This window comes from Arthrobacter sp. ISL-65, assembly GCF_018613795.1.
Classification (GTDB): domain Bacteria; phylum Actinomycetota; class Actinomycetes; order Actinomycetales; family Micrococcaceae; genus Arthrobacter.
The window spans coordinates 13,117-38,747 of the sequence record NZ_JAGGPN010000063.1 but is presented as its reverse complement, the minus strand read 5'-3'; the positions used below and the strand labels follow the sequence as shown (position 1 = coordinate 38,747).

The 25,631-nt window shown below is 66.3% G+C and carries 23 protein-coding genes, 1 tRNA gene and 1 pseudogene; 10 read left to right on the top strand and 15 right to left on the bottom strand.

Annotated features, from left to right (window positions below; genetic code table 11):
• Positions 1-3: 3 nt before the first annotated feature.
• The 3 genes from J7I85_RS23365 to J7I85_RS23355 form a co-directional block, all read right to left on the bottom strand.
• Positions 4-306, bottom strand: a complete 303-nt coding sequence (locus J7I85_RS23365) for an urease subunit gamma (RefSeq protein ID WP_214857918.1) — start codon at positions 304-306, stop codon at positions 4-6.
• A 110-nt stretch (positions 307-416) separates the two neighbouring features.
• Positions 417-986: a cysteine hydrolase family protein gene (locus J7I85_RS23360; protein WP_214857916.1), complete on the bottom strand. Its 570-nt coding sequence runs from the start codon at positions 984-986 to the stop codon at positions 417-419.
• Positions 983-2,074 (bottom strand): LacI family DNA-binding transcriptional regulator, encoded by a 1,092-nt coding sequence (locus tag J7I85_RS23355; RefSeq protein WP_251024755.1) that lies wholly within the window; start codon positions 2,072-2,074, stop codon positions 983-985. Before J7I85_RS23355 ends, J7I85_RS23360 begins: the two co-directional genes overlap by 4 nt.
• A gap of 487 nt (positions 2,075-2,561) precedes the next feature.
• On the opposite strand from J7I85_RS23355, the gene J7I85_RS23350 reads away from it, so the two are divergent.
• Entirely contained in the window at positions 2,562-3,917 is a 1,356-nt protein-coding gene (locus tag J7I85_RS23350; protein ID WP_251024763.1) for a glutamyl-tRNA reductase, read from the top strand.
• Between the two features lie 105 nt (positions 3,918-4,022).
• Here the strand turns inward: J7I85_RS23350 and J7I85_RS23345 are convergent.
• Positions 4,023-4,095 (bottom strand) — tRNA-Lys (locus J7I85_RS23345).
• A gap of 243 nt (positions 4,096-4,338) precedes the next feature.
• On the opposite strand from J7I85_RS23345, the gene J7I85_RS23340 reads away from it, so the two are divergent.
• The 3 genes from J7I85_RS23340 (at position 4,339) to J7I85_RS23330 (ending at position 6,890) form a co-directional block, all read left to right on the top strand.
• Positions 4,339-4,998 carry a hypothetical protein gene (locus J7I85_RS23340; protein WP_214857913.1) on the top strand — a complete coding sequence of 220 codons (660 nt, stop codon included), beginning with the start codon at positions 4,339-4,341 and terminating at the stop codon, positions 4,996-4,998.
• 255 nt (positions 4,999-5,253) lie between these two features.
• Complete coding sequence (locus J7I85_RS23335) at positions 5,254-5,871, top strand: DUF47 domain-containing protein (RefSeq protein WP_214857911.1); 618 nt, start codon at positions 5,254-5,256, stop codon at positions 5,869-5,871.
• A 2-nt stretch (positions 5,872-5,873) separates the two neighbouring features.
• Complete coding sequence (locus J7I85_RS23330; RefSeq protein WP_214857909.1) at positions 5,874-6,890, top strand: inorganic phosphate transporter; 1,017 nt, start codon at positions 5,874-5,876, stop codon at positions 6,888-6,890.
• A gap of 190 nt (positions 6,891-7,080) precedes the next feature.
• Here the strand turns inward: J7I85_RS23330 and pstB are convergent, their stop codons facing one another.
• From pstB to pstS, 4 genes are all read right to left on the bottom strand, one after another.
• Positions 7,081-7,860 carry a phosphate ABC transporter ATP-binding protein PstB gene (gene pstB, locus J7I85_RS23325; RefSeq protein ID WP_003799400.1) on the bottom strand — a complete coding sequence of 260 codons (780 nt, stop codon included), beginning with the start codon at positions 7,858-7,860 and terminating at the stop codon, positions 7,081-7,083.
• A gap of 86 nt (positions 7,861-7,946) precedes the next feature.
• The gene (gene pstA, locus J7I85_RS23320) at positions 7,947-9,056 is read right to left on the bottom strand and encodes a phosphate ABC transporter permease PstA (RefSeq protein WP_214857906.1); all 1,110 of its coding nucleotides are present in this window, start codon (positions 9,054-9,056) and stop codon (positions 7,947-7,949) included.
• A complete protein-coding gene (gene pstC / locus J7I85_RS23315; RefSeq protein ID WP_214857904.1) occupies positions 9,057-9,989 on the bottom strand; it encodes a phosphate ABC transporter permease subunit PstC in 933 nt (310 codons plus the stop codon).
• Between the two features lie 124 nt (positions 9,990-10,113).
• Complete coding sequence (pstS, locus tag J7I85_RS23310; RefSeq protein ID WP_214857902.1) at positions 10,114-11,235, bottom strand: phosphate ABC transporter substrate-binding protein PstS; 1,122 nt, start codon at positions 11,233-11,235, stop codon at positions 10,114-10,116.
• A 257-nt stretch (positions 11,236-11,492) separates the two neighbouring features.
• Here pstS and J7I85_RS23305 point away from each other — a divergent pair, with 257 nt between their 5' ends.
• On the top strand, positions 11,493-12,044 hold the full coding sequence (locus tag J7I85_RS23305; protein WP_214857900.1) for a flavin reductase family protein: 552 nt from the start codon (positions 11,493-11,495) through the stop codon (positions 12,042-12,044).
• 70 nt (positions 12,045-12,114) lie between these two features.
• Here the strand turns inward: J7I85_RS23305 and J7I85_RS23300 are convergent, their stop codons facing one another.
• Both J7I85_RS23300 and J7I85_RS23295 read right to left on the bottom strand, forming a co-directional pair.
• On the bottom strand, positions 12,115-12,858 hold the full coding sequence (locus tag J7I85_RS23300; protein ID WP_214857898.1) for a hypothetical protein: 744 nt from the start codon (positions 12,856-12,858) through the stop codon (positions 12,115-12,117).
• 79 nt (positions 12,859-12,937) lie between these two features.
• Positions 12,938-13,672 (bottom strand): DUF5058 family protein, encoded by a 735-nt coding sequence (locus J7I85_RS23295; RefSeq protein WP_214857896.1) that lies wholly within the window; start codon positions 13,670-13,672, stop codon positions 12,938-12,940.
• A gap of 286 nt (positions 13,673-13,958) precedes the next feature.
• On the opposite strand from J7I85_RS23295, the gene J7I85_RS23290 reads away from it, so the two are divergent.
• Entirely contained in the window at positions 13,959-15,440 is a 1,482-nt protein-coding gene (locus J7I85_RS23290) for an amidase (RefSeq protein ID WP_214857894.1), read from the top strand.
• Here J7I85_RS23290 and J7I85_RS23285 read toward each other — a convergent pair.
• Genes J7I85_RS23285 through J7I85_RS23275 form a run of 3 tightly spaced genes read right to left on the bottom strand, consistent with a single transcriptional unit; the run spans position 15,412 to position 18,765 of the window.
• Entirely contained in the window at positions 15,412-16,377 is a 966-nt protein-coding gene (locus tag J7I85_RS23285; RefSeq protein WP_214857892.1) for an Lrp/AsnC family transcriptional regulator, read from the bottom strand. The genes J7I85_RS23290 and J7I85_RS23285 overlap by 29 nt on opposite strands.
• 18 nt (positions 16,378-16,395) lie before the next feature.
• Positions 16,396-16,842 (bottom strand): hypothetical protein, encoded by a 447-nt coding sequence (locus tag J7I85_RS23280; RefSeq protein ID WP_214857890.1) that lies wholly within the window; start codon positions 16,840-16,842, stop codon positions 16,396-16,398.
• Positions 16,843-16,851: 9 nt separating this feature from the next.
• Positions 16,852-18,765: a primary-amine oxidase gene (locus tag J7I85_RS23275; RefSeq protein WP_214857888.1), complete on the bottom strand. Its 1,914-nt coding sequence runs from the start codon at positions 18,763-18,765 to the stop codon at positions 16,852-16,854.
• Positions 18,766-18,885: 120 nt separating this feature from the next.
• Between J7I85_RS23275 and J7I85_RS23270 the strand changes: the two genes are divergently transcribed.
• From J7I85_RS23270 to J7I85_RS23260, 3 genes are all read left to right on the top strand, one after another.
• Positions 18,886-19,476 (top strand): TetR/AcrR family transcriptional regulator, encoded by a 591-nt coding sequence (locus J7I85_RS23270; protein WP_214857886.1) that lies wholly within the window; start codon positions 18,886-18,888, stop codon positions 19,474-19,476.
• A 116-nt stretch (positions 19,477-19,592) separates the two neighbouring features.
• Positions 19,593-20,654 (top strand): D-TA family PLP-dependent enzyme, encoded by a 1,062-nt coding sequence (locus J7I85_RS23265; RefSeq protein WP_214857987.1) that lies wholly within the window; start codon positions 19,593-19,595, stop codon positions 20,652-20,654.
• 155 nt (positions 20,655-20,809) lie between these two features.
• Complete coding sequence (locus J7I85_RS23260; RefSeq protein WP_214857878.1) at positions 20,810-21,769, top strand: helix-turn-helix domain-containing protein; 960 nt, start codon at positions 20,810-20,812, stop codon at positions 21,767-21,769.
• A 27-nt stretch (positions 21,770-21,796) separates the two neighbouring features.
• Here the strand turns inward: J7I85_RS23260 and gdhA are convergent.
• Positions 21,797-23,134, bottom strand: a pseudogene (gene gdhA, locus J7I85_RS23255) (NADP-specific glutamate dehydrogenase).
• A 198-nt stretch (positions 23,135-23,332) separates the two neighbouring features.
• Between gdhA and J7I85_RS23250 the strand changes: the two are divergent.
• Positions 23,333-23,977, top strand: a complete 645-nt coding sequence (locus J7I85_RS23250; RefSeq protein WP_214857877.1) for an AmiS/UreI family transporter — start codon at positions 23,333-23,335, stop codon at positions 23,975-23,977.
• On the opposite strand, the gene J7I85_RS23245 is transcribed toward J7I85_RS23250, so the two are convergent.
• Entirely contained in the window at positions 23,954-25,429 is a 1,476-nt protein-coding gene (locus J7I85_RS23245; RefSeq protein WP_214857875.1) for an APC family permease, read from the bottom strand. The two genes, J7I85_RS23250 and J7I85_RS23245, sit on opposite strands and share 24 nt — an antisense overlap.
• Between the last annotated feature and the right edge of the window lie 202 nt (positions 25,430-25,631).

The following is a 25,631-nucleotide window of genomic DNA, read 5'->3' as shown; positions in this document are numbered from 1 at the left end:
CCCCTATCGGATGGGATTGTGGACGGTGACGAGCTTGGTGCCATCAGGAAAGGTGGCCTCGATCTGGACATCGTGGATCATCTCCGGCACGCCCTCCATGACGTCGTCGCGGCTGAGCAGGGTGGTGCCGTAACTCATAAGCTCGGCCACGGTGCGGCCGTCCCGGGCACCCTCGATCAGCTCATAGCTGATGATAGCCACGGCTTCCGGGTAGTTCAGTTTGAGCCCGCGCCCCTGGCGCCTGCGGGCGAGGTCGGCGGCGACCACGATCATGAGCTTTTCCTGCTCACGAGGCAGCAGATGCATGAGGATCCCTTCAACGGCCTGCGGGTCGGCGTGGGACCCAGACTAGGCCCCGTTCGTTTCCACCACGTTTCAAGAGTGCAGATCCGGCTCAGGAGCGGCCGGAGCGGCCCTCAACGGCCTCCGCTAAGCCCGCCGCTGAGCCGGGCGAGGATCTCATCGCTCGACTGTACTGGCTGGCGGTACGTGGTGGACAGGATGCGCAGCATGTCCGTGGCATCCTGGTTGTCCTCCGACGCCATGGCGTCCTCCGCGTATGTAACCCGGATGTTGTGGGCGAAAGCGTCCGCTCCAGTCTGGGCGATGCAGTTGTGCGTGGAAACCCCGGCCAGCACCACTTCGTCGGCGCCCCAGTTCCGCAGCCGGGACAGCAGGTTGGTGCCAATAAAGGCGCTGTCCCGCGTCTTGCTCAGCTGCGGCAGGCCGTCGGTGGCGAGGCCGGGCACAGCCTCCGCCTGCTTGCTGCCGCGGAAAATGAAGCCCTGGTCGTCATCCAGCATGCTCAGCGTCCACGTTGACTTGTCCCGCTCGTGCTCGGTGCCAACCAGCAGCGCTTTGTGTCCGCTGGAGGTGAAGCCCTCCAGCAGTCTGTTGCAGGAGGTGACCAGCCGCTCCCGCTGGGCTGCCAGTTCCGGCGCTTCGAAATACGCGTTCTGCATGTCGATGATGAGCAGGGCAATCATGGGTCCACCTTTCCTTCCGCTGCCGGTGTCGGTGTCGGTGTAGGTGAGGTACCCGTTTGCGGCAACTGCGAAACCCGGGCTGCGGGGGCCGAGCCACGGATCCTCAGTTCAAATTCTGCTTCCACATGCACGCCCGAAGCGGCCTTCTCGCTCCCCTCGATCCGGTCGATCAGCAGCTGCACGCACCGCTCGGCGATCTCGTTCATGCCGGGAGCAACAGTGGTCAGCGACGGGGACGAGAACCGCGCCTCATCGATGTCGTCGAACCCTGCCACGGCTGCGTCCTCGGGCACCCTGATCCCGCGGAGCACCAGTTCGTGCATCGCACCCAGGGCCAGGGCGTCATTCAGTCCAAAGACGGCGTCGAACGGCTGGCCGCCCTCGAGCAGCCTGGCCACCGCGGATGCGCCCCCGTCACGGCGCCATTCCGCCGGCACAATCAGGGCCGGATCAAAGTCGACTCCCGCCGCGGCCAGCGCCGCCCGGTATCCGGCCAGCCGAAGGCCGGGCGAACCGGCACGGTCCCCAGGGGAAGCACCGATCACCGCAATACGACGCCGGCCTCCCGCGAGCAGGTGGGCCGTCATGGCCTTGGCCGCGCCAACATTCTTCATGGTGACCTGGTCGAACCGCGGGTCGTCGATGTGCTCGCCCAGCATCACGAGGGGCTTGGTACCGCGGCGGGCGGCGGCCATGGCGTCCGCGTCGAGCACCAGCGGCGTGAACAGTAAGCCGTCCGTCAGCTGGCTGAGGGATCCCTGCAGGGCAGTGAGCTCGTTGGCCCTGGTCGCCGCGGACTGCTCCACCAGGACGCGGTAGTCCCGGGCGGCGGCCACCGTCATAAGCCGGGAAGCGAGCTCTGCGTAATATGGCACGGAGAGGTCGGACACCACCAGGCCCAGCATGCGGGATTTTCCGGACCTCAGGCTCCGTGCCGTCAGGTTGGCCTCGTACCCGAGCTCGGCAATGGCGTCCAGCACTTTCTGCCGGGTGGCCGGCCTGATGAACTCATAGTTATTGAGCACGTTCGACACGGTTTTCAGGGAAACTCCGGCCGCGCGGGCAACATCGTTCATTGTCACGGCCATGCAAAGCCCCTTTCACGGCAGACTTTTCGCCCGGGTATATCTCTCAGCTACATCTCTCTCAGCTACATCGTTGCAGAATGCAGGCCGCCCCGCCCGTCAAGAATTTCCCAAGGTGGGTGCCCCACCCTTTCTGCAAGGTCTCTTGGCTCTGGGGCCAGGCAACGGCGCCTGGCCCCGGCGACAACCGGCGGTGTCCTCTAAGCGGCGGCCACCTGCGGGACCGGTCCGGAAAACGGTGGCCGCGCGGTGCCACCACCCGGGGCGGTTACCAAGTGGCCGCGGCAGGACAGGGTGGGGAACGTTGCGGCGGAAGGGGGCCGAATTGTTGCAGGGTGCAGGGGGGTCCATAGAAGGATTACCCCCGTCAGAACGGCAGTTTGCTCTTGTGGTTTCCCATCATGCCCGCACACCGGACCGGGGTTCCATTCCCCGGTCCGGAGACGGGGGTCCCGGACCGGCTGGCGACGCGGAGGGCCGGGGATCCGGCCTGGAGTTCCTGGCCCGGCTCGGTTCGGGACCCGTCCGTATTACTTCGGACGTTATTGCGGACGTGGACGGCGTGGCAGGAGCAGTTGTGCTCGCCACGTGCAACCGGTTTGAGGTGTATTGCGACGTTGCTCCGGCCGCGGATGCGGACATCACCAGAAAGCGCGTGCTGCATGTCATCAGCACATGTTCGGGTGTTTCCCCTTACGAACTCGACCGGGCACTTGACTGCCTGACGGGCACCGCCATGACCGAGCATCTCTTTTCGGTGGGCGCCGGCCTTGATTCGGCAGTGGTGGGCGAACGCGAAATCGCCGGCCAACTGCGCCGCTCGCTGGCCTCCGCCCAGGAGGCGGGGACGGCCAGCGGAGCACTGGTCCGGCTTTTTCAGGCAGCATCCCGGGCCGCCCGCGAAGTTGGCTCGCTGACGGCTCTGGGTGAGGCTGGCCGCTCCATGGTGTCCGTTGCCCTGGACGTGGCCTCATCCAAGCTGGGAGCCCGCTCCAAGCTCGGAGGCCAGGACCTCTGGGGACTGTCCGTGGTGGTCATCGGCACCGGCGCCTACGCCGGCTCCACCCTGGCCCTCCTGGCGGCAAGGGGATGCACCGCGGTCTCCGTGTTTTCCTGGTCCGGACGGGCCGAAGAATTTGCGTCAGCGCGGGGCGCCACCGGCCTGACCTCCGAGGGTTTCCCCGCTGCCGTCCGCGGAGCGGATGTGATGATCGGCTGCAGCGGCCGCGGCCCCAGGCTCGGGTCCGAGGACTTCCGGACCTTCCGGCAGGGCGCTGGTGCCCCGCTCGTCGTCGTCGATCTCGCCCTCAGCCGGGACTTTGAGCCCGAAGTAGGCGAACTGCCCGGGCTTGACCTCATCACGCTGGAGCATGTGCGGCTGGCCTCGCCGCGTGAACATACCGACGTCGTCCGGCAGGCCGGTGAGCTTGTCCGGCAGGCCGCCCTGAGGTTTGAGGAGGACCGGCAGGCGCGGCTTCTGGATCCGGCGATCGTGGCGCTGCGCGGACACATGCAGTCGGTACTGGCTGGTGAAGTGGCGCGGGTGAAGAACCAGCACGGCTGCACGGCCACGGCGGAAGCGGTGGAATTCGCCCTGCGGCGGGTGGTGCGGCAGCTCCTGCATGTGCCAACCGCGCGGGGGCGCGAGCTGGCGGCAGCCGGCCGGCATGACGAGTACACCGCTGCCCTTGAAACACTGTTTGGGCTGGACGTGACGGCAGGCGTGGAAGCGGAGGCCGGCACGCACGGCGCCAACCCGGAAGCGGAAACGGGCAGGCTGGGCTGCCCAGTACGGGAGCGTCAAGGCATTGTGGCCGCGGAGGACACCCTGCCGGCAGCGAGTTAGCCGCCGTTTGTCCTATTGCGCCGTTTTCCGATAATTCCGCAAATAAAAAATCCCCGGCTTCCTGTTGCCAGGAAGCCGGGGATTTTCCACTCTTCGCTAAAAGAGTGGGCCCTGTGGGGATCGAACCCACGACCCACGGATTAAAAGTCCGATGCTCTACCAACTGAGCTAAAGGCCCAAACTGCCTGCTGGAATGCGGGCCGCAAGGCCTGCAAACGCGAAACAGTTCCAGTCCATTTCTGAACGTTTAATACTGTACCCCAGACGGTGGCGACTTCAGCACGGCGCCCCGCCGCCGCCGTCGAACGTGTCTTTGCCGGGAGGCAGCAAGGGTTTCGGGCTGCCGGTGGGTCCGTTTCCAAAAGTGCGGGCACTGATACAGCCGCTCGATTCCGGTTCCCTGCAGGAGTAGCGTGGGACCATGAGCCAGAACGCAGGAACCAGCGGCCCGGGCGGGGCGGAGCGGCACCACAAACCGAAGCCTTTTGCGCCCATTGATTTCGAACCTTTCGCGGGCGGCGCCGATCCGGCGCGCGTCTCGGAAGCTGCGCACCTGGCCGCCCAGGCCCTGGTGCGCCACGGGCGGGACAGCGATGATCCCGTCATCACCAAACGGCTGGTCAAGCTGGCCGATGAGCAGGGCCTTGAGGCGATAGCGGAGATGTGGGCTGAAAGCCCGGCACGTTCGCTGCCCGGTGCGCTGTGGCGGCTGTACGCCCTCCGCGCAGCAACAGTGCAGGATCCCGAGCGTATCTCCGTTTATTTCAAGGCGGGCAAGGACACCGCCCAGGTCTCCAATGTGGTGGCTGGCGCGGCCGAGCCGCCGGGCGCCGACGAAATGAAGATCATGGCGGACGCGATCCTGTCCGGGGCCTTCGACGGCGAGTTCGACGTTGCGCTGGAGCGCTCTGCCGCTTTTTGCCGGGTTGTGGCGCTCGGCCAGGCCACGCTCGCGGACGGCGCGGAGCATTCCAACGAGAGCCACGCGCGCAAGCTGACACGCAACTCCCACTTGCTCGTGAAGACCGCAGAGGACCTGGAACATGCCGCCAACGCCTGGCGGCTGGGTGAGCTTGACTGACCCATCAGGCCCGATCTGTCAATGTTGACTTGGCTTAGCCAAAGTAGAAGACTGAAATAGGTGCCGAACCGCGAAACCCCCGGGCTTCAACATTTAGCCGCCTAGAGCGGCCTACCGCCGAGAGGCGTATCCGGTTCGGCACCATTTTTATGCCCTCATCCAGCTGCCGGTAAAGTACTGACTAGCTGCGGCTCCGACGTCAAGTCAAACCTCCCGCGGCGTCCCGCCCTGACGATCCTCCGGAGACCGGTACTCATGAAGCTGCGCCTTTTTCCCCAGGAGCCCGCAGGCCTGATCCTTCTTTCGCAGCTGGCCCGGCAGATCGTTTTTGCCAGCGCCACCATGGCGGAAATCCTCGGCGCGCCGGCCACCGAACACCACCGGCTGGTGGAGGACATGCACAACCACGAGGCGAAGTCGGCCGAGCTGCACTTCGCTCTCCTGACGCACATGCGCACCAGCTTTGTGAATCCACTCCCACGCGAGGACATGTATGCCCTCTCGCAGAGCCTGAATGAAGCCATAGAAAAGCTGGACGCCGCCGCCGAGCTGGTGGCGCTCTACAACCTGGACCGGCTGCCGAAGCGCGCGGCCGACCAGCTGGAAATCATCAGCCGCCAGGCTGAGCTGACGGCTGACGCCATGCGCCGGCTGAACAACCTGGACGACCTTGAGGACTACTGGATCGAGGTCCTTCGCCTGGCCAAGCGGGCCGAACGCACGCACCGCGTCTGGGTCGCGGACATGCTCAAGGAAATGAAATCGGCCCAGTATGCCCGCAACCGGGACATCGCCAACCAGCTGGTCGACGTCACCAAGGACATGCGCCGGATCGCCACCCAGGTGGGCAGCATCATCGTCAAGGAATCCTGAGGGTGACGCTGTTCATCTTCGCCCTGGTGGTTCTCCTTACCGCGGCGTTTGCCTTCATCAACGGCTTCCGGGATGTGTCCACGTCCGTTGCCCTGGCCGTGCGCACGCGAGCCTTGACGCCCACCATCGCCGTCCTGCTGGCCGCCCTTTTCAACCTCATCGGTTCCCTTCTCAGCGCCGGACTGGCCGTGGCCATCAGCCAGAACTGGGTGGCCCTCCCTCCCGGGAACAGCGGCCTGACCATCATCGCCGCCGGCCTCGCCAGCGCGTGCGCCTGGGGCATTTTCCTGTGGTGGCGGGGCGTTCCCTCCTCCTCCACGCATGCCCTGGTGGGTGGACTGGCGGGCGCCGGTACCGCCAGCGCGGTGGTGGGCGGCAACTCGGTGCGCGGGGTGGACCAGTCACTCCTCTTTCAGGTGGTCCTCCCGCTGGCCCTCTCGCCTGTTATAGCCTTCATCGCCGCCTACCTGCTGGTGTTTCCCGTCACCTGGGCTGCGCGCTACACCCAGCCGAGCGTCGTCAACAAGCGGTTCCGGGCGGCCCAGTCCATCGCCGCCGGGGCCGTGGCCTTTGGCCACGGGCTGCAGGACGGCCAGCGGGTCAGCGCAGTGCTCATCCTGGCGCTGCTGGCCGCCGGCTATTCCGACGGCGGCTCGCTTCCAATGTGGGTGGCGCTGCTGTCCGCGGTCATGATCACGGTGGGAACGCTGTTCGGCGGCTGGCGCATCTCGCACACCATTGGCTACCGGCTCACGCGGATCGATCCGCTGCGTGGCGTGGTGGCCCAGGGCTTCAGTGCGCTCCTGCTGTTTATTGGCGCCATCGGGCTGCACTGGCCCGTATCCACCACCCACACGGTCACGTCCGCCGTGCTCGGCGCTGGGGAAAACCAGCAGTTTGCCACCAGCCACCGCAAGCTGGTCACCCGGATCCTGTCCCTGTGGGTCCTGACGCCGGCAGCCACCGCCGCGGGCGCCTTCGTCCTGGAACTGGCACTCTCCCCGCTGATTGCAGCCTGAGCTTGCGAAGGCTGGGAGCCGGTTGGGCCCACGCCGGCGAGGGCCCCGGCCTGAGCTTGCGAAGGCTGGGAGCCGGTTGGGCCCACGCCGGCGAGGGCCCCGGCCTGAGCTTGCGAAGGCTGGGAGCCGGTTGGGCCCACGCCGGCGAGGGCCCCGGCCTGAGCTTGCGAAGGCTGGGAGCCGGTGGGGATTATCCGAAGCGGCCGGAAACGTAGTCCTCGGTGGCCTTCTGGCTCGGGTTGTTGAAGATGGTGCTGGTTTCGGCGAACTCGATGAGCTTGCCCGGCTTGCCGGTGCCGGCGATGTTAAAGAACGCCGTCTTGTCCGAGACGCGGGCCGCCTGCTGCATGTTGTGGGTCACGATCACCACGGTGTACTGGTCCTTGAGCTCGTTAATAAGGTCCTCAACGGCCAGGGTGGAGATCGGGTCCAGGGCGGAACACGGCTCATCCATGAGGATCACCTGCGGCTCCACGGCAATGGCGCGCGCGATGCAGAGGCGCTGCTGCTGGCCGCCGGACAGTCCCGAACCCGGCTTCTCCAGCCGGTCCTTGACCTCGTTCCAGAGGTTGGCGCCGCGGAGCGAGCGCTCCACCAGGGCATCGGCCTCGCCCTTGGAAATCTTCTGGTTGTTCAGTTTCACGCCGGCCAGGACGTTGTCCCGGATGGACATGGTGGGGAACGGGTTGGGCCGCTGGAACACCATGCCGATCTGGGACCGCACCGTAACCGGATCCACGCCGGGTCCGTACAGGTTGTCGCCGTCGAGCAGCACCTCACCCTCCACCCGCGCGCCGGGCAGCACCTCGTGCATGCGGTTGAGCGTGCGCAGGAAGGTGGACTTGCCGCAGCCCGAGGGGCCGATGAACGCCGTGACGGACTTGGCCTCGATGTTGATGCTGACGTCTTCCACGGCCAGGAAATTGCCGTAGTACACGTTCAGGTCTTTGACGTCGATGCGCTTGGACATGATGTTCCTTAACTTGCTGGTATGAAATGAAGTCTAAATCCCGGCCGCACGGGCCGGTATGGACGGTCTGGTACTGGCGGTCCGGCCTAGCGGCCTGCCTTCGGCGCGAAGACCCGGGCAATCAGGCGGGCGCCGAGGTTGAGCAGCATCACCAGAATGATGAGGACCAGGGCCGCACCCCACGCCCGCTGCGACGACGGATCGGGGTTGGACGGGGAGGTGGGGTTCAGGATCTGCGTGTAAATGAACGTGGGCAGGGACGCCATCCACCCGCCGAACACGTTGTTGTTGATGCTCGTCGCAAACCCTGCGGTCACCAGGATGGGTGCGGTCTCGCCGATGACCCGGGCGATTGCCAGGGTGACACCGGACGCAATGCCGGAGATCGCCGTCGGAATTACCACTTTAAGAATGGTCCGCCACTTGCGGACGCCCAAGGCGTACGCTGCCTCGCGGAGCTCGTTGGGCACGATCTTCAGCATTTCCTCGCTGGATCGGACCACCACCGGGATCATCAGCACGGACAGTGCGACGGCGGCGACGGCGCCGGTCTTGGTGCCGGGACCCACTACGGCGAAGAAGAACGCCGCAGCGAAGAGGCCGGCGACGATGGACGGGATGCCGGTCATGACGTCCACGAAGAACGTGATGGCGCGGGCCAGCGGGCGGTCGTTGCCGTACTCGACGAGGTAGATCGCCGTCAGCAGCCCCACCGGCACGGAGATGACGGTGGCCAGCAGGGTGATCTGCAGGGTGCCCACGAGCGCGTGGTAGATGCCGCCGACTACCGGCCCGGTGCCTTCTGCCGCCCGGTTGTCGAACACGCCGGTGACGCCGTTCATCGAGGTTCCCAGGAAGCCGGGGTTGAGCAGGCCCGGGATGCCGTTGACCATGACGGTCCAGATGACGGAGATCAGCGGGAGCAGTGCAACCAGGAAGGCGCCCACCACCAGGCAGGTGGCCAGCTTGTCCTTGGCCTTCCGTGAGCCCTCAACGGCGGCGCTCCAGCCGACGAGTCCTGCGGCGAACAGGATGGCGGAGACCACTCCCCAGCCGAAGGCATTGAATCCGATCAGGGCAAGGATGGCGGCCCCGAGGACCAGCGCGACGCCCAGGACCACGTAAGGGGCGTACTTGGGCAACTGGCCCTTGGTCAGGGCTGACCGCTTGCGGACCGGGGTCAGGGTGGAGGTCATTTAGTTGGCTCCCGAGAATTCTTTGTGCCGGCTGATGATCCACCGGGCGATCATGTTGACGGCAAGGGTGATCACGAACAGGACCAGGCCCGCGGCGATCAGGGTGCTCACCTTGAGGCCGCTGGCCTCGGGGAAGTTCAAGGCGATCTCGGCGGCGATGGTCTGGTTGCCGGACTGGATCAGGCTGGCGGTGAGCGCGCCGGAGGACAGCACGAGGGCCACGGCCATGGTTTCGCCCAGGGCCCGGCCGAGTCCCAGCATGACGGCGCTGATGATGCCCGGGCGGGCGAAGGACAGCACCGACATCTTGATCATTTCCCAGCGCGTGGCGCCCAGCGCGAGGGCTGCTTCCTCGTGCAGCTTGGGGGTCTGGAGGAAGATCTCGCGGGACAGCGAGGTAATGATCGGAATTACCATGACGGACAGCACGATGCCGGCGGTCAGGATGGTTTTGCCGGTGGCGGAGGCAGGTCCCTGGAAGATGGGCAGCCAGCCCATGTTCGCGGCGAGCCAGCCGTACGCGGGCGAAATCTGGGGGGCCAGGAAGGCCGCGCCCCAGGCACCGTAAACCACGGAAGGGATCGCGGCGAGCAGGTCAATCACGTAGCCGAGGCCGGACGCGAGGCCGCGAGGGGCGAAGTGCGAGATGAAGAGGGCCACTCCGATTGACACCGGCGTGGCGATGGCCAGGGCGATGATGGCGGCAATGAGGGTGCCGATGACGATCGGCCAGATGTAGGCGAAGAAGCCCTCGCCGCCCTGGATGTCCGCGGCGGGGGCGGTGAAGGCGGGAATCGCCTGGATGACGAGGAAGAGCGCCACGCCGAACAGTACGGCAAGGATCAGGCAGCCTGCCGCCAGGGCCGCTCCGGAGAAGACTTTGTCCCCGGCGCGGCCGGCGCCTTGGGAACTGGTCAGGGAGGTGGTGGTCATACCCGGCCCTTCGGTGTTGGTGGTGCGTCAGAGAAGTGGATCGTGCTGTAGCCGCGCTTTACACGGCTAAGTTCCCCGCCCTGCCTGGCGGCTGGGCGGGGAACCTCGGCGTTCAGGTCAAAAGCTACGACTTGACCTTGATGGATTCGATGGCCTTGACAGCCTTCTCGGCCAGGGTGGCAGAGATCGGAGCCGACTTGGCGGACTCGGCGGCAGCCTTCTGGCCCTCTTCGGAAACTACGTAGGTCTCGAAAGCCTTGACCAGGTCCACGGTTTCCTGCTTGTCGTAGGTGGAGCAGACGATGTGGTAGGAAACCAGGACCACCGGGTAGGCACCGGCCTCGGTGGTGGTGCGGTCAAGCTTGATGGCGCCGTCGGTGTCGGCGCGGCCTTCAACAGCCTTGCCGGCGTCGACTGCCTTGGAAGCAGCTTCCGGGGAGATCTTGGCGAACTCGGAACCGACCTTGATCTGGGCGATGCCCAGCTTGCCGCCAACGGCGGAGTCGTCGGCGTAGGTCACGGCGCCCGGGGTGTCGGTGACGGTCTTGACGACGCCGGAGGTGCCCTTGGCGTTCTCGCCCTTGAGGGAGGCCGGCCAGATGCCCTCGGCCTTGTCCTTCCAGACGTCGGGAGCCGCCGCGGAGAGGTACTCGGTGAAGTTCTTGGTGGTGCCGGAGTCGTCAGAGCGGCTCACCGGGCTGACGGCAAGGTCCGGGAGCTTCGCGTCCGGGTTCAGCGCTGCGATGGCGGGGTCGTTCCACTTGGCGATCTCGCCGCGGAAGATCTTGGCCGCGGTGGGTGCGTCCAGCTTCAGCTCGGTGATGTCCGGCAGGTTGAAGGCAATGGCGATCGGCGAGATGTAGACGGGGATCTCGATGGCACCCTCGGGGCCGCACACCTTCTTGGCCGAGGCCAGTTCCTCGTCCTTCAGGTAGGCGTCGGAACCGGCGAACTGAGCCGAACCGTCAATGATGGCCTTGCGCCCGGCGCCGGAGCCATCCGGGGAGTACTGCACGGTGGCGCCCTGGTTCGCGGAGGCGAAGTTGGTCTTCCACACGTCCATGGCCGCGCCCTGCGCGGAGGAGCCGATGCCGGTCAGGGTGCCGGTGACCTTGGTGCCGGCGGCGGAGGCGCTGCCTGCCGGGGCGGTGTTCGTGGCGTTGTCTGAACCACAGGCGGTGAGCGCGAGTGCGCCAACGGCGATAACAGCGATTGCCGCGTGGCGGCCGAAGCGGAGTGCCTTCACTGGGTGTACCCCTTCCAGGGTTTCTGATGCGGTGCGGACCGGAGACGTCCGAGCGTGAGATTCGTACTTTTTGTACCTTCAATGAAGTTATGGGCCGCAGGTAACAAGTTTTGGGGTCGGAGGTGAACGCAGGGTTAACGACGGCGGGCCATTGGCTTACAGATGCTGGGTCGCCATTGCGTTAGCTGCGCCACAGCCGTAGTGGATTCACCACTGTCCACAGGGTTAACATCGGCCCCACGTGGCACGATGGCGTCATGGAAACTTCAGAGCCGCTGGACGCACGGCAGTTGGGCGGGGGGCCGCCGTCGGATTCCGACGTGGACCTGTACCGCAGGCTGAGTTCGGACATCACCGCCGGCGTCGCCGTAGTTTCCACCCGGCTGCGGAACAGGGACTACGCCGCAACGGTCAGCGCCTTCCTCTCGGTGTCCTATGACCCGCCCACCATGCTGGTTAGCCTGTACGCGGAGTCCCGCATCGGCGAAGCCGTGGAGGAAGCGGGCACTTGGGCCCTGAGCGTGCTGTCCGGCAAGCATCAGGGCACGGCGACGTGGCTGGCGAGTCCGGGGACGCCGCTGCATGGTTTGCTCGCGCAGGTGCCTTTCCGGCGCGGGCCGGCCACAGGATCGGCCATCATCGACGACTGCCTCGCCTACTTCGAGCTGCGCACCGTTTCGGTCCACCCTGCCGCCACCCACCTACTTGTTGTGGGCGAGGTGCTGGCCATGGGCACGGCCGCGGCACCGTCCGAGGCTCCGGACCCGCTGGTGCATTTCGGCTCGGAGTTCCGCCGGCTGGCACCGTAGCGGGGCCGGCGGCTTAAAGCTGAGTGCGCCCGGCCGGAAATACCGGACGGACGCACTTGTGGTGGACCTGCTACTCGAGGTGGACCGGCTGTGCCGGCCGGGCTTTGGAAGCAGGCTGCCGGCTCCGGAAGAACCACGCCAGCAGCACCGTCCCCAGCACGGCGATCGCGGTGGAGACCATGGCCAGTCCCGGAACAGCGGGCAGGACAAGAAATACGACGGCGGCCGCCACGGCCAGGGCGATGACCGTGGTCCGCGGCTGCTTCATGGAGACGATGGCCTGGACCAGCACGGCGCCGAGGACCGCGGGCAGCACATAGAGCCGGGTCACATTCATGGCGGCAGGCGGGATGACGCTGATGAGCCAGCTCCCCAGCAGCCCCACGAAGAGGGCCAGTGAGGCCAGGTGAACCGCGGCCGCACCACAGATGGCCACGACAGACGCCAGCTGGCCGCGGCGGGTTCCGGGCTTGGCTCCGATGTTGGTCTGCGCGATCAGGGCGGCGGGCAGGAGCTTGTTGGAGATGTTGCCGATCATGAAGGCCTGGTACATGGCAGCAGGTCCGAGGATGGGGTAATACGTCAGCGGCTCGACGATCCAGATGATCCCGAACGTAGCGGCGACGGCGGCGAAGGCGATCCAGAGCTGCGCCGGCGCGATGTCCAGTCCCCCGGCGAACACCAGGTACAGGGGGCCGGCGATGGAGACCAGCAGGCCCGCGATCATCGTGGCCCTTCCCCAGCGCGAGGTGGTGCGGTCAAACTCGGCCATGGCTTGGTCTGTGGCCGCTGGTGCTGTGCTCGTGGCTGTCATTCCTGGGTTTCCTGTCCTGTTAAGTCTGGTTCGGGGTTAGTGCGGGCTGGCCCGGTTCGGGCAGTGGCGGGTGCGCCCGTCAGCTGCCGGACGTGAGCAGCGCCGCGCCAAGGGCGGTTACGATCGAGATACCGAGGCCCCACTCACGCAGCCAGCTCTTGCCGAGCGTCTTGGCCAGCAGCAGGGACAGTGCCATCACGGCGGCTGACACCGCGCAGGTGACCACGTGGGTGCCGGATTTTGGCAGCTCGGTGAAGCCCAGGCATGCGAAGGCTCCGATGAGGGCGGCTGCGGGGACGATAGCCATGGCCGCCGGGTTGATCGCGCGGATCTTTGCGTCGCCGCGGCGGAGCAGCGGCGTGAGGATCAGCGTGGCGATCATCCACATTGCTCCGCCGATGCTCATGGCAAAGAAGGCCACCGCGAAGACGCTTTGAGTGTAGCTCTCATCGCCCAGCTTGGCTCCGAGGGTGCCAGCCGCGATGCCTGCTGCCGAGACGTCGTAGGCTGCGGAACCGATCAGTCCGATCCTGGACAGCACGGCGGGCGCACCGAAGAGTGCCAGCAGCGCGATCGCCACCAGCGCGACGGCGAGTGAAGGGCCGATCGCGGAGACAGCCCCGGACCGGAACGACGTCCTGATGTCCGCTGGTGTCATCTGGACCGAGGGGGCTGCCCGGCGCACGGCACGGAGGAAGATCAGCGACTGGACCACGATGACGCCAAAGACGCCGGCGACGCAGAGCCAGAGGACGGGGGCGTTGGCAATAGCAAGGATGTCCGTGGAGCCGGTGGGGGCCATGGGTGCGTGCATGGGAGCCTCCTGGTTTGGGGCCCACTGGGGGCCGGTGATGCCGATGCCGCGGGCAGGACCGCTGCGTCGCGGGATCTGGACCTCCGACCGGATCGGCCAGCAGGTTAGGAATACTGTCCGGGACACCGGCTCCGGACGGCAAGGGATGGCGGAATCGGCCAGAAATCTGGCCGGATCAGTCATGCCGCGGTTTCATCCGCGGATGCCTACCGCTCCCGCTTCGGGTCCTCCACACTTCAGGGAAGTACAACCGCGCACACTGCAACCGCCGCCCGAAGGAGTACCCATGCCTGACACCATCAGCGAACTTTCCGCCGTCGAGCTCACAGCCGCCATCCGGAACAGCGAAATTTCTGCCCGCGAGGCCCTCGACTCCCATCTCGAACGCATTGCCGAGGTGAATCCCCAGCTCAACGCGGTGGTGACCCTCGACGCCGAGGGCGCCGTAAAGCTGGCAGCCCGTGCCGATGAGCTCACGGCCTCCGGCGCCGAACTGCCGCCCCTGCACGGCCTGCCCCTGACCCATAAGGACACCAACAACACAGCCGGCATGCGCACCACCCAGGGTTCGGTGGTGTTGAAGGACTTCGTGCCGGCCAAGGACGACCTGATCATCGCCCGGCTCAAGGCCGCCGGCGTGGTCAGCACAGGCAAGACCAACGTTCCCGAGTTCGGGGCGGGCTCGCATACGTTCACCGACCTTTTCGGCACCACCACCAACCCGTATGCGCCCGACCTCAGCGCAGGCGGAAGCAGCGGCGGGGTGGCCGCCGTCGTGGGTTCCCGGGTGCAGCCGATGGGTGATGGCAGCGACATGGGTGGCTCGCTGCGGATCCCGGCGTCCTTCTGCAACATCGTCGGGTTCCGGCCGTCCCTGGCAGTCATTCCGATGCCGTCCGACGTCAACGCCTGGTCCTGGCTGGGGCGGACCGGCCCGATGGCGCGCACGGTGGAGGACATCGCCCTGTTCATGTCCGTCACCGCTGGGCGGGATCCGCGCGTGCCCCATCCGCAGGTGGTGGATCCGGATGATTTCAGGGCCGGCTTTGAAACGGACATGCGTGGCGTCCGGATCGGCTGGTCACGGGACTTTGGTATCGGTGTTCCGGTGGAACCGGAAATCGCGGACCACCTGGAACGCCAGCTCGCCGTGTTTGAGGAACTGGGCGCGGTGGTGGAGGAGGCGTGCCCGGATTTCCGCGAGGCGGATCTGGTGTTCGGCAACACCCGCGCATTGGATTTCGCGGCCGGCCTGGGCGGGCTGGTCGCCGAATCAGGCGATCTCATCAAGCCGGAGGTCCGGTGGAACGTCGGCAAGGGCCTTGCCCTCACCGCAGAGGACATCATTGCCACTAATGCTGCCCGTACCCGGCTTGAACACAGCGTTCAGGACTTCTTCACGCGCTACGACCTCTTTGCCAGCCCGTGCGCCCAGGTCCTGCCGTTCGATGCGTCGCTGCGCTACCCGCAGGAGGTGGCCGGCATCCCCTCCGACACCTATCTGGACTGGATGAGGTCGGCCTGCCTTCTCTCCGCCACCGGCCTCCCGGTGCTGAGCCTGCCCGCCGGGTTCAGCGGGGCCGGTCTTCCCATCGGACTGCAGCTGGCCTCCAACCACTACACCGACGTGCAGCTGCTGCGCTGGGCCAGGGCGTTCGAGCAGCAGACCAGTTACTCCGCGGTTGCCCCGGAGCTCGGTGCCCCTGAGCTGGGTACGTCAGCCTCCGGACGCGGTGGGCTCAGGCCGGTGTCCGCGCCGGGCGCATGACGCGTCCGCCGCGTTTGCGCGCATCCAGCAGCACGGACACGTCCACGCAGGCGGCCTGCGCCGCCCAGTCGGAGGCTGTGATGAGGCGGTAAAGGGACGGCAGGTCGGGCACAGTCACGTCGGCCACGATCTGGTAGTCACCGGCCAGCGCTGCCGCGTAGCGCACCGTGGGCAGCTCGGCCAGGCTCTTGCCCAGCCGCTCCACTTGATGCGGGGCTGCCCTGATCCACACCAGCGCCTCGACGGCGAACCCAAGCGCGGCAGGTTCCACCACCACGCGGAGCTGGACCTGGTTGTTGGCGAGCAGCCATTCGCAGCGCCGGCGGGCGGTTGCTTCCGAAACCCCCACACGCCGGGCCAGCGCCTCGAAACTGATGCGTCCATCGGCGCAGAGGGCTTCCACGAGCTCGGTATCCTGCCGGCTCAGGGTCTGCCGGACTGCGAACACGCCCGCGTCCGCAGCAACCGGCGAGCGCAGGGCATCGGCCTGTTCCGCCGTGAGCATCTCCGGCCGCCAACCCTGGATGGTCCGGAAGTACCGCAGCACGGGATAACTCACGGAGTGCCGCAGCCCGATTGTGGACGGCAGTTCGTCGGAGAGGATATCCCCCATCCGGTCCGGGTCCGTCAGGATCTCGGCCACGCAGTCGCCATTGCCGGTGATCGTGTAAACGAATGTGGTGTCGGAGCGCTGCGCGAGGGATTGCGCAGCAGCGCGTGCCGTGCCCGGGGTGCAGCGCATTTCCACGAGCATCGATGCCGGATGCGGCCGCACGGCGGCGATGGCGACGGCGCCGGATTCCAGGAGCTGTGCCCCGCGGCGGGCAACGGTGCGCTCCGCCTCACCGAGGACGGCGGCCATCTTGCGCCAGGGGCAGCGGGGATCCAGCTGCAAGGCAGCCACTACTTGGCGCTCCAGTGAGTCGAGCAGGATCATCCGCGTGCCGGCCTTCCCTTAGGGCTCCATTTCAGCATGGAAAAGAACCGCCGTCCGGGGGACGGAGCGAAGGCGGGCGAGCAGCGTCGCGGCGAGGAACGCCGTCGTAATTTCCAGGACGACGACGGCCAGCAGGCCTTCAGTCCCAGCGGCACTAGGCGCCACCGCCGCTACGGAATGGGAGTGGCCGGGTGCGCCGCCCCCGGAAAGGGCGGGCACGCCCAGCAGCAGGACTGCATGGAGGGCAGTCATGGCCAGGGCACAGCCCATCACCTGACGCAGGGCCCTCTCCCGGCCCCTGCGCCACAGGTGCACAGCGCACGGCAGGCAAACCCCCACCATCGCGAGCATCATGATGCCCAGCCAGGGGCCGTGGTGGTTCCCGGCGACAAGCCACAGGTGCACCGCGCAGGACGCTGCGGTCACCGCCGAAACCGTTCGGGAGTGCAGCCGCAGTGCGGTCACGGCGTGAACCTAGCCGCGGCAGTGACTGCCGGACTGGCTGGAGTTCGCGGGGACGTCCAGGACCGGGCTGCGGTCGAAGAAGCCTTCGGGACGGAGCTTGAACCCGACGGTGTCCACCGGCATGATGGGCCAGTCCTCCACGCGCGGGAAGTGGGTCAGGCCGAAGGTGTGCCACACGACGATGTCCTGGCCGTCGATGTCGCGGTCCTGGGCGATATAGGCGGGCAGGCCCGCGCCGCCGGAGTGCTGGTTCACAAAATCGCCGGTCGGGTAGCGCTCGTCCTCCGCGTAGCGGGTGACCCACAGGTCCTTGGTGGCAAACGCCGCACGCCGGGCAATGGAGGACTCGGGGTCGGCCATCAGGGTGGGCTGGTTGTGGGAGTGCAGCTTGTAGCCCACCGGTTCGCCCAGGCGGTTGCGGGATTCGGGGTTGGAAATGATCCAGGTCCGCCCGGTGCGGGCATCCGCTTCGCGGGCTGCCTCCGACTCTCGGGTCAGCACGGTGCGCTGCCGGGAGAACGCGTTGCCGCGCTCGTTGCCCGGGCCCATGGCCTGACGGACCACGTCCTCTTCCTCCACACGGTTAGTAAAGCCGTCGATGGCCATGTCCAGGCGGGCGCTGAAGATGTGCTGGTGGAACGGTGCTCCCAGCCCGGGCGCCAGCTGGGAGATGTTGTCCGAGCCGCCTTCGGGGAATGCGGAGGTGAAGACGACGCCGGTGGCCTTGGCTTCGAACTCGATGGTGCCGTCGAGGTAGAGGTACCAGTAGAAGCCGTAGTCGTAGTTGCCGATGGTGGTGAAGAAGGAGATCACCATGCGGCGGTTACGGCGGGTGTAGTTGATGCCGGACCAGAGGTCGCTGTGCTTGGCCAGGATGCCCCAGTCCTCCTCGTGCATGCAGATGCCGTTGCGGATCTCGCGGGGGTTACCGAAGGCGTCGCTGATGACCGGGCTGAGGTAGGTGATGTCGCCGAGGCAGTCGCAGCCCAGTTCAAGGGAGTTGGCGTACTGGCCCACGAGGTACTCCCCCGTGTCGAAGTAGTTCTGCCAGGACCTGATCGGGGACGGATCGCCGTACGGGACCACCATCTCGGCGATCGACGCGCGGTTGATGATGGGCCGGAGCCGGTCCCCGTCCCGGAAGGCGATGTTGTGCAGAACCACACCCTCGCGGACGTCGAATCCGACGTCGAGGCTCCATTTCTCCCACTCGATGTGGTTGCCGCCGGTCACCGTGAAGCTGGGGCCTTCGGGCTGGGTGATGCTGATGGGCTTCTGGGTGGTGCGGAGCGGGCCCGTGAGCTCGGGATCGGTGTAGTTGCCGTGCTCTGCCGGGACGGGGAACACGCCGGTGTCGATCACCTGGGTGACTTCCTTGCTGACCACGTCCACGTAGGCCACCAGTCCGTCAACCGGGTGGGCCCACGCGCTGTCCTCGGGGAACTCCTGCACGAAGGCAAGCCCGCGGAGGATCCGGCGGCCCGTCTCCTCCGCGTACTCGAAGACGCCGGCGGACAGCGGGGCGACTCGCACCGTGCTGACGTTCAGGTTCCGCGCGGCCAGGGCCTCCAGCCACCGCTCGTCGGTGGCCAGGAGCTGCTCCACCACCTCGAACTCCTCTTCGAGGACCGGCAGTTCGCCGGTGGCAGCGGTGTCGAGTTCGACGTCGGAGATCACCGTGCCGCTGGTGACCGAGACGGTGATGTCCTGGGGCCGGCCGCCCGAAACATCGTGGATGAAGACACGGAAACGGCGATCCGCCTCAGTTCCGGTTCCGCGGGCAGGGTCGAGGACGCCCAGGTAGGCGATGCGCTTCTCCGGACCAAGGAGACCCCCAGAGCGAAGAATGCCCTGCACCTCGCTGATTTCCGCGGCTGAGGCAAGGCGGAACGGGCTGGCTGTTTCTGTGATGGAGAGCGTCATAGCGGCCTTTGTCCGGGACCCTGGCGGGTCGGATTTTTTATTTTCTATAGTTGTAGATAATAAGCGAACGTAAGATGGCTCACAAGAGTCTGGGCTAAATATTTACTGGGGAGCGGCCGCGTGCCAAAGATTGTTGACCACGACGAGCGCCGCCTGGAACTGGTGGATGCGACCTGGCGGATCATCGCCCGGATGGGCATTGAAAGCGCCACGATGCGGGAAATCGCCACCGAGGCGGGCTTCGCCAACGGGGCCCTCAAACCGTACTTCCCCACCAAGGACACGCTGCTGACCTTCGCCTTCGGCCACGTCTTCAACCGGACCAACGGGCGCATCGCCGAAGTCACCGCGGGGCTTTCGGGACTGGCGGCCCTGCGGGCGTTCTGCGTCGAAGTGCTCCCCCTCGATGAGGAACGGATCAATGAAGCCCGAATCGTCATCCCCTTCTGGCAGAAGGCCATCAACGACCCCGGCAAGGCGCAGATCCACCGGGAATCGATGCAGCAGTGGCTAGACGCCATCCGGCGCTATCTCGGGGAGGCCAGGGACAGCGGCGACGTGAGTACCGCCGTCGACGACGCCAGCCTGGCCGGGCAGCTGCTCAACATGCTGCTGGGCGCCCAGATTGCAGCCGCACTGCTTCCGGAGGGCGAGACGGAACTCGGCCTGGATGGGCAGCTCGAGGGCTTCCTGACCTTACTGACCCGCTAGCCTGCTGACGCGCTAGCCTTGGGACCTCACACACCGCAGCCCGCCCGAAAGAACCCACCTACAGCCAGGAGACGCCGGCAGTGACCATCCCGCACGAAATCGATACTCCGGAAATCATGATCGACGTCGACATCCTCGACCGGAACATCGAGCGGATGGCATCAGCCGTCCGGGCGCGGGGCCTGAGCCTGCGCCCACATGCCAAAACACACAAGATTCCCGAAATCGCCGCCCGTCAGATCGCGGCCGGAGCCTCCGGACTGACGGTGGCCACCATCGGCGAAGCTGAAGTGTTCGCGGCTGCCGGAGTCGGCAACCTCTTCATTGCCTACCCCCTGTGGATTTCACCGCAGAAGGCCGAGCGGCTTCGGCGCCTGTCGCAAACTGTGCAGATCTCCGTCGGCGTCGACTCCGTGGAGGGAGCAACAGCGCTGGGATCCGGCCTGGCAAATGCCGCGGGGAGCGTCAGCGTCCTCGTGGAAGTCGACAGCGGCCACCACCGGAGCGGCGTCCATCCGGAATCCGTCGCACCGGTCGCCGAAGCAGCAGCGCGCGCCGGACTGAAAGTTGCGGGAGTCTTCACCTTCCCGGGACACAGCTACGCCCCGGGCATGCCGGTCGAGGCGGCCAGGCAGGAGCAGCACGCCCTGAACCGGGCGTCCGAGATTCTAGCGGCGGCAGGATTCGACGTCACCTGCCGCAGCGGCGGCTCCACCCCGACGGCGATGCTGACCGGGAATTCGGCTGCCACTGAGGTCCGGCCGGGCGTCTACGTCTTTGGCGACGCCCAGCAGCTGGAGCTGGGGCGGTGCGCCGCCGAGGACATCGCGCTGACGGTGGCGGCCACCGTGGTGAGCCACCACGCAACCCCTGCGGACGGACCGGCGCGTTTCATCATCGACGCCGGCAGCAAGGTCCTCGGCAGCGACCGGCCGGCGTGGGCAAGCGGATTTGGTCGGCTGATGAACCACCCCGACGCCCGGATCACAGCGCTGTCGGAGCACCACGCCACTGTCGAGTGGCCCGAGCTCGGGACTGCCCCCGCCATCGGGCACCGGCTGCGAGTTATCCCCAACCACGTATGCCTCGCAATGAACCTGGTGGACGACGTCGCAGTCGTCAGCGGCGGCGCGCTCGTGGACCGCTGGGCGGTGGCGGCCCGGGGCAAGAACAAGTGAGAGGCTTGACCGCTTCTTGTTCACGAAATCTTTTTTCGCCATATGTTGAAAAAAGATGACAGGGCGGGATTTCGCCGCTAACCTGAAACGACTGTGTCCCAAGACACAGTGTTGGGGACTCGATTTTAGATGGCCAACCGGCGTCAGGAATGTTCATGCCAGCAACCACAGCCCGCCCCGCGGACCAGACCCTCACCGCCAGCGTGGCCACCTCCTTTGACCACTGGAGGCACCTCGTAGCCCAGTCCTTCGTGCCGCTGGCCGCCGAAACAGCCCGGCCCGATCAGTTCCGCGGCCGCATGCGCTCCAGGGTGCTGGACCGCACGTGCATCGTTGAGGTGTCGGCTTCGGGCCACAGCGTCCACCGCACACCGGCGCTTCTGGCGCAGTCCGACCAGCGTTATTTCAAGCTCAACCTCCAGCTGGAGGGTACCGGGCTCCTCATCCAGTACAACCGCGAGGCCGTGCTCCGCCCCGGCGACCTGGCCATCTATGACACCAACCGCCCGTACACGCTGGCGTTCGAAGATCAGGCCCGCGTGGTGGTGGTCATGTTCCCGCACGACTCCCTGTCGCTGCCGCCGGACTACGTGGGACAGCTGTCAGCAGTCCGGCTGGCCGGCGAGTCCAGCCTGGCGGGCATTGTGGGACCGTTCATCACGCAGCTCGCCGGCAACCTGGAGGCACTCAGCGGGCCCAGTGGTTCCCGGCTCGCGGCCAACACCCTGGACCTTGTCTCCACCATGCTCCATTCGGAACTGGATCTGGCTGCGGACAGCATGAAGCCCCAGGCGGTGCTGGCGACGTCGGTCCGTGAATACATTGAGTCGAACCTCGCTGACCCGCAGCTTTCGCCGGCCAGCATTGCCGCAGCGCATTTCATTTCGACCCGCCACCTGCATAACGTCTTCCACGAGTCCGGCAGCACTGTTGCCAGCTGGATCCGGAGCCGCCGGCTGGAACGGGTCCGCCGGGACCTCAGGGATCCGCTGCACTCGGGCACCTCCGTGGGGGCCGTCGCCGCCCGGTGGGGCTTCCTGGACGCGGCGCATTTCAGCCGCACTTTCCGAGACGCCTTTGGCGAGTCCCCCAGCGACTGGCGCCGTGGCGCCTAAGGAGCCTGCGCCTGGTTTCTCATCAACCTAGATCAACCCCTGCGCGAGCATCGCGTCCGCCACTTTGACGAAGCCGCCGATGTTCGCGCCCAGCACGTAGTTGCCGGGCTCACCGTACTCGTCCGCGGTGGAGGCGCAGCGGTGGTGGATTCCCACCATGATGTCCGTAAGGCGCTGTTCCGTGTGTTCGAAGGACCAGGAGTCGCGGCTCGCGTTCTGCTGCATCTCCAGCGCCGAAGTGGCCACCCCGCCTGCGTTGGCGGCCTTGCCGGGGCCAAACAGCACGCCCGCCTCCTGGAAGACTGCCACGGCGTCCCGGGTGGAGGGCATGTTGGCGCCTTCGCCGACGGCGAGCAGTCCGTTGCGGACCAGCCGGGCGGCAGCACCGCCGTCGAGCTCGTTCTGCGTGGCGCACGGCAAGGCGACAGTGGCGTCGACGTCCCAGACGGAGTCGGCCTCCACGTAGGAAACGCCGGAACGGCGCAGAACGTAGTCCTTGAGGCGTCCGCGTTCCACTTCCTTGACCTGGCGGAGCAGCCCGACGTCGATCCCGGCCTCGTCCACGACGTACCCGGAGGAGTCGGAGCAGGCCACCACGTTGGCGCCGAGCGCCTGGGCCTTGGCGATGGCATTGATGGCAACATTGCCGGAGCCGGAAACCACCACGCGCTGCCCGTCGAAGGATGAGCCCCGCGTCTTGAGCATCTCTTCGGTGAAGATCACCGTGCCGAAGCCGGTGGCTTCGGGCCGCACCAGGGAACCTCCTCAGGAGATGCCCTTGCCTGTCAGGACGCCTGATTCGTAGCGGTTGGTGATGCGTTTGTACTGGCCGAAGAGGTAGCCGATTTCGCGGCCGCCCACGCCGATGTCGCCGGCTGGCACGTCGGTGTACTCGCCGATGTGGCGGTAGAGCTCGGTCATGAACGACTGGCAGAAGCGCATGACTTCGGCGTCGGTGCGGCCGCGGGGGTCGAAGTCGGAACCGCCTTTGCCGCCGCCGATGGGCATGCCGGTCAGCGCGTTCTTGAAGATCTGCTCGAAGCCGAGGAATTTCACGATCCCGAGGTAAACGGAGGGGTGGAACCGGAGCCCGCCCTTATAGGGGCCGAGCGCTGAATTGAACTCCACGCGGAAGCCGCGGTTGATCTGCACCCGCCCGGAGTCGTCGGTCCACGGCACCCGGAAGATGATCTGGCGTTCGGGCTCGCAGAGCCGTTCCAGGATGGCGGCTTCAAGGAACTCGGGGTGCCGGTCGTGGACGGGGCCAAGGCTTTCGAACACCTCGACCACCGCCTGGTGGAACTCGGACTCACCGGGGTTCCGCGCCAGTACCGTATCCCTGACGGCTTCCAGCCGTGCATCCATGAATCTGTCCTCAATTCCGCGAGCAACGGCCAAAAGGATTTTTTTCAGCCGCCTATGGTTGAGCTTTCAACCTAACCGATTAAGACCGCAGTCGGGTAAGCAGCCGCAGCCCAAATGCCATATTCTCCGTAATGTGACAGAAAGATTCCATACAATGAGAAATCGATCCAGAGTGCCGTGGGCCGGGAAGGGCGTCTGATGGCGTATGTCTGCTTGCTCCTCTCCGGAGCCGCACTGTTGATCAACGGGCTGGCCGCCCTGGATCTGGTCCCCCGCCGGGACGCTGCCGTTTTCAGCCTGGTCATCGGAAACGCCCAGCTGATCCTGGGCGTTGCGCATCTGACTGTCACCGCGGGAGGCGGGACGCAGTCATTGCTGGGGGCCGCGGGGATATTCCTGTTCGGGCTGACCTATGTCTACGTGGGCCTGGACGTCCTGCTGGGACTGGGGTCCACCGGCCTCGGCTGGTTCTGCGGGATGGTGGGCGTCTGCGGCATCCTGCTCGCTGTGGCCTGGTCCGGGGAGGATCCGCTGCTTGCCGTCCTGTGGCTCTGCTGGACGTACTTGTGGCTGCTGTTCTTTCTTCACATGGCGTTGGGCTTTCAGCGGATGGCACCACTGATCGGCTGGTCCCTCGTGCTCACCAGCCAGGCCTCTGCAACGGTGCCGGCGTTCCTGGGGATAACCGGGCTATGGCCGGCTGGCATCGCAGCGGCCGCAGCCACAGGGGCCGGCCTTGCCACACTTCTGCTGCTGGCGGGCGGCCTCGCGAGGCGAGGCCGCCGCAGCAAAACGGGTGCCGTCGTCGTCGAACGCCCCTTACCCGGCGAGCTCCGGCTCTAGGGTCCCCGCCCGCTTCTCCACTACGATTTCCGCCAGCACTCCGGCCACGAACAGCACGGGTACGGCAACCAGCAGCCCTACGGCTGTTTCGGCGCTGCCGCCGATGAGGGAGGTGAAGTTGCTGACCACCAGGTAGAGGACCCAGGCCAGCAACAGCGCCGCGAGCGCCGGTGCGATGAGGGTCTGCCAGCGCTGCCCCTGCACCCGTTCGCGCCGGAAGAATGCGACGACGGCCAGGGAACAGAGCATGTACAGCACCAGCAGCGCTGTAACGGCCAGCCCGCTGAACCACGAGAAGAGCGTCAGGACCGGGTCCATTCCCAGCACCGCGAACGGTGCCACGAGCAGCACGGCGACGCTCGTCTGGACCCAGGCGGCGTTTGCAGGGGCGCTGTGCCTGTTGGTCCGCGCCAGGACAGCGGGCAGGGAACCGCGCAGGGCCAGCGAGTGGAGGTAGCGGTTGATGCCGTTGTGGAAGGCGATGATGCCTGCCAAGAGGGACGTCACCAGAAGGATTCCGGCGGTCACGCCGGCCCAGGGGCCGAACAGCTCAACCAGCGGGCCAATTACGAACGAGGTCGCGTCCCCTGACTCCAGGGCGGCCCCGGCGGCGTCAACGACGTGCGAGGGCCCGTAGAAGCTGACCAGCATCCAGGTAATGAAGGCGAAAAACACAGCGATGATGCCCACGGAGAGGTACGTTGCCCGGGCTACCGTCCGGTGGGGGTCCTTGGCCTCGGCGGAGTAGATGGCCGTCGACTCGAAGCCAAACATGGACGCCACGGCGAACATGATGGCCACTCCGGGGGCGCCGCTTGCGATCGCTTCCGGGGAAAATGAGGCTGCCATGCCGAGGCCTTCCGGGCCTCCGCCCTTCAGCAGGACCGTGAAACCGAACAGCAGCAGAATCGCCACCTCCAGGCCCACAAGGACAGCCAGGACGCGGGCGCCGAGCTCGATGTTCATGGACCCAAGCACCTGCACGCCTGCCATGGTGGCAACGGCCAGAAGCCACCAGGGAACGGTTACGCCGGCGGAACCCAGCAAGCCGGAGAAGGCCGCACCATAGAGGCCATACATGGCGGCCTGAACCGTGCTGTACGCCAGCAGCGCCAGCCAGGCTGCGCCTGTGCCCGTCTTTCTGCCGAAGGCGGCGGTGATGTAGGCGTAAAAGGCGCCGTTGGCCTGCACCTTCCGGCTCATGGCCACGAACCCGACGGCGAAGATGACAATGACGATGCCCACGACGAGGTACGCGCCCGGTGCCCCGGCGCCATTGCCGAGTGCAGCCGCCAGGGGCGCAGCGCCGACGATGCCGGTGAGCGGAGCCTGGGCTGAAAGAACGAAAAAGAGAATGCCCAGGACGCCGATGCTGCCCGCGCGGAGGGCGGTAGATTGCTCCTTGGGCGGATTTGCTTCAGCAGTCCGGGATTCAGAATTTGAAATACTCATTGGATCCTTCTTAACGGTCATGAGCGTTGGAGGGGTGCTGGCAATGGCCTCGCACCGCTGAATCCAGCTTGGCAGTCCCGGGCTGCCGGGGCTTGTCTGGCAGCGATCAGTTGTTGTGCCTCAGCGCACTGGTCGTGACCGGCGGAGCCTACATTCCGAGGGTCCCGCGGAGCCCGCACGAGGTCAACCAGGCCCGAGAACA

Excerpts from the sequence above, each read along its gene's own strand:
- J7I85_RS23250 (WP_214857877.1), top strand. The coding sequence starts at position 23,333 with ATGGCGTATGTCTGCTTGCTCCTCTCCGGAGCCGCACTGTTGATCAAC.
- J7I85_RS23245 (WP_214857875.1), bottom strand. The coding sequence starts at position 25,429 with ATGAGTATTTCAAATTCTGAATCCCGGACTGCTGAAGCAAATCCGCCC.
- J7I85_RS23275 (WP_214857888.1), bottom strand. The coding sequence starts at position 18,765 with ATGACGCTCTCCATCACAGAAACAGCCAGCCCGTTCCGCCTTGCCTCA.
- pstB (WP_003799400.1), bottom strand. The coding sequence starts at position 7,860 with ATGTCCAAGCGCATCGACGTCAAAGACCTGAACGTGTACTACGGCAAT.
- J7I85_RS23360 (WP_214857916.1), bottom strand. The coding sequence starts at position 986 with ATGATTGCCCTGCTCATCATCGACATGCAGAACGCGTATTTCGAAGCG.
- J7I85_RS23300 (WP_214857898.1), bottom strand. The coding sequence starts at position 12,858 with ATGACAGCCACGAGCACAGCACCAGCGGCCACAGACCAAGCCATGGCC.
- pstA (WP_214857906.1), bottom strand. The coding sequence starts at position 9,056 with ATGACCTCCACCCTGACCCCGGTCCGCAAGCGGTCAGCCCTGACCAAG.
- J7I85_RS23290 (WP_214857894.1), top strand. The coding sequence starts at position 13,959 with ATGCCTGACACCATCAGCGAACTTTCCGCCGTCGAGCTCACAGCCGCC.
- J7I85_RS23335 (WP_214857911.1), top strand. The coding sequence starts at position 5,254 with ATGAAGCTGCGCCTTTTTCCCCAGGAGCCCGCAGGCCTGATCCTTCTT.
- J7I85_RS23365 (WP_214857918.1), bottom strand. The coding sequence starts at position 306 with ATGCATCTGCTGCCTCGTGAGCAGGAAAAGCTCATGATCGTGGTCGCC.
- J7I85_RS23295 (WP_214857896.1), bottom strand. The coding sequence starts at position 13,672 with ATGCACGCACCCATGGCCCCCACCGGCTCCACGGACATCCTTGCTATT.
- J7I85_RS23265 (WP_214857987.1), top strand. The coding sequence starts at position 19,593 with ATGATCGACGTCGACATCCTCGACCGGAACATCGAGCGGATGGCATCA.
- J7I85_RS23285 (WP_214857892.1), bottom strand. The coding sequence starts at position 16,377 with ATGATCCTGCTCGACTCACTGGAGCGCCAAGTAGTGGCTGCCTTGCAG.
- J7I85_RS23260 (WP_214857878.1), top strand. The coding sequence starts at position 20,810 with ATGCCAGCAACCACAGCCCGCCCCGCGGACCAGACCCTCACCGCCAGC.
- J7I85_RS23305 (WP_214857900.1), top strand. The coding sequence starts at position 11,493 with ATGGAAACTTCAGAGCCGCTGGACGCACGGCAGTTGGGCGGGGGGCCG.
- pstC (WP_214857904.1), bottom strand. The coding sequence starts at position 9,989 with ATGACCACCACCTCCCTGACCAGTTCCCAAGGCGCCGGCCGCGCCGGG.
- J7I85_RS23340 (WP_214857913.1), top strand. The coding sequence starts at position 4,339 with ATGAGCCAGAACGCAGGAACCAGCGGCCCGGGCGGGGCGGAGCGGCAC.
- J7I85_RS23355 (WP_251024755.1), bottom strand. The coding sequence starts at position 2,074 with ATGGCCGTGACAATGAACGATGTTGCCCGCGCGGCCGGAGTTTCCCTG.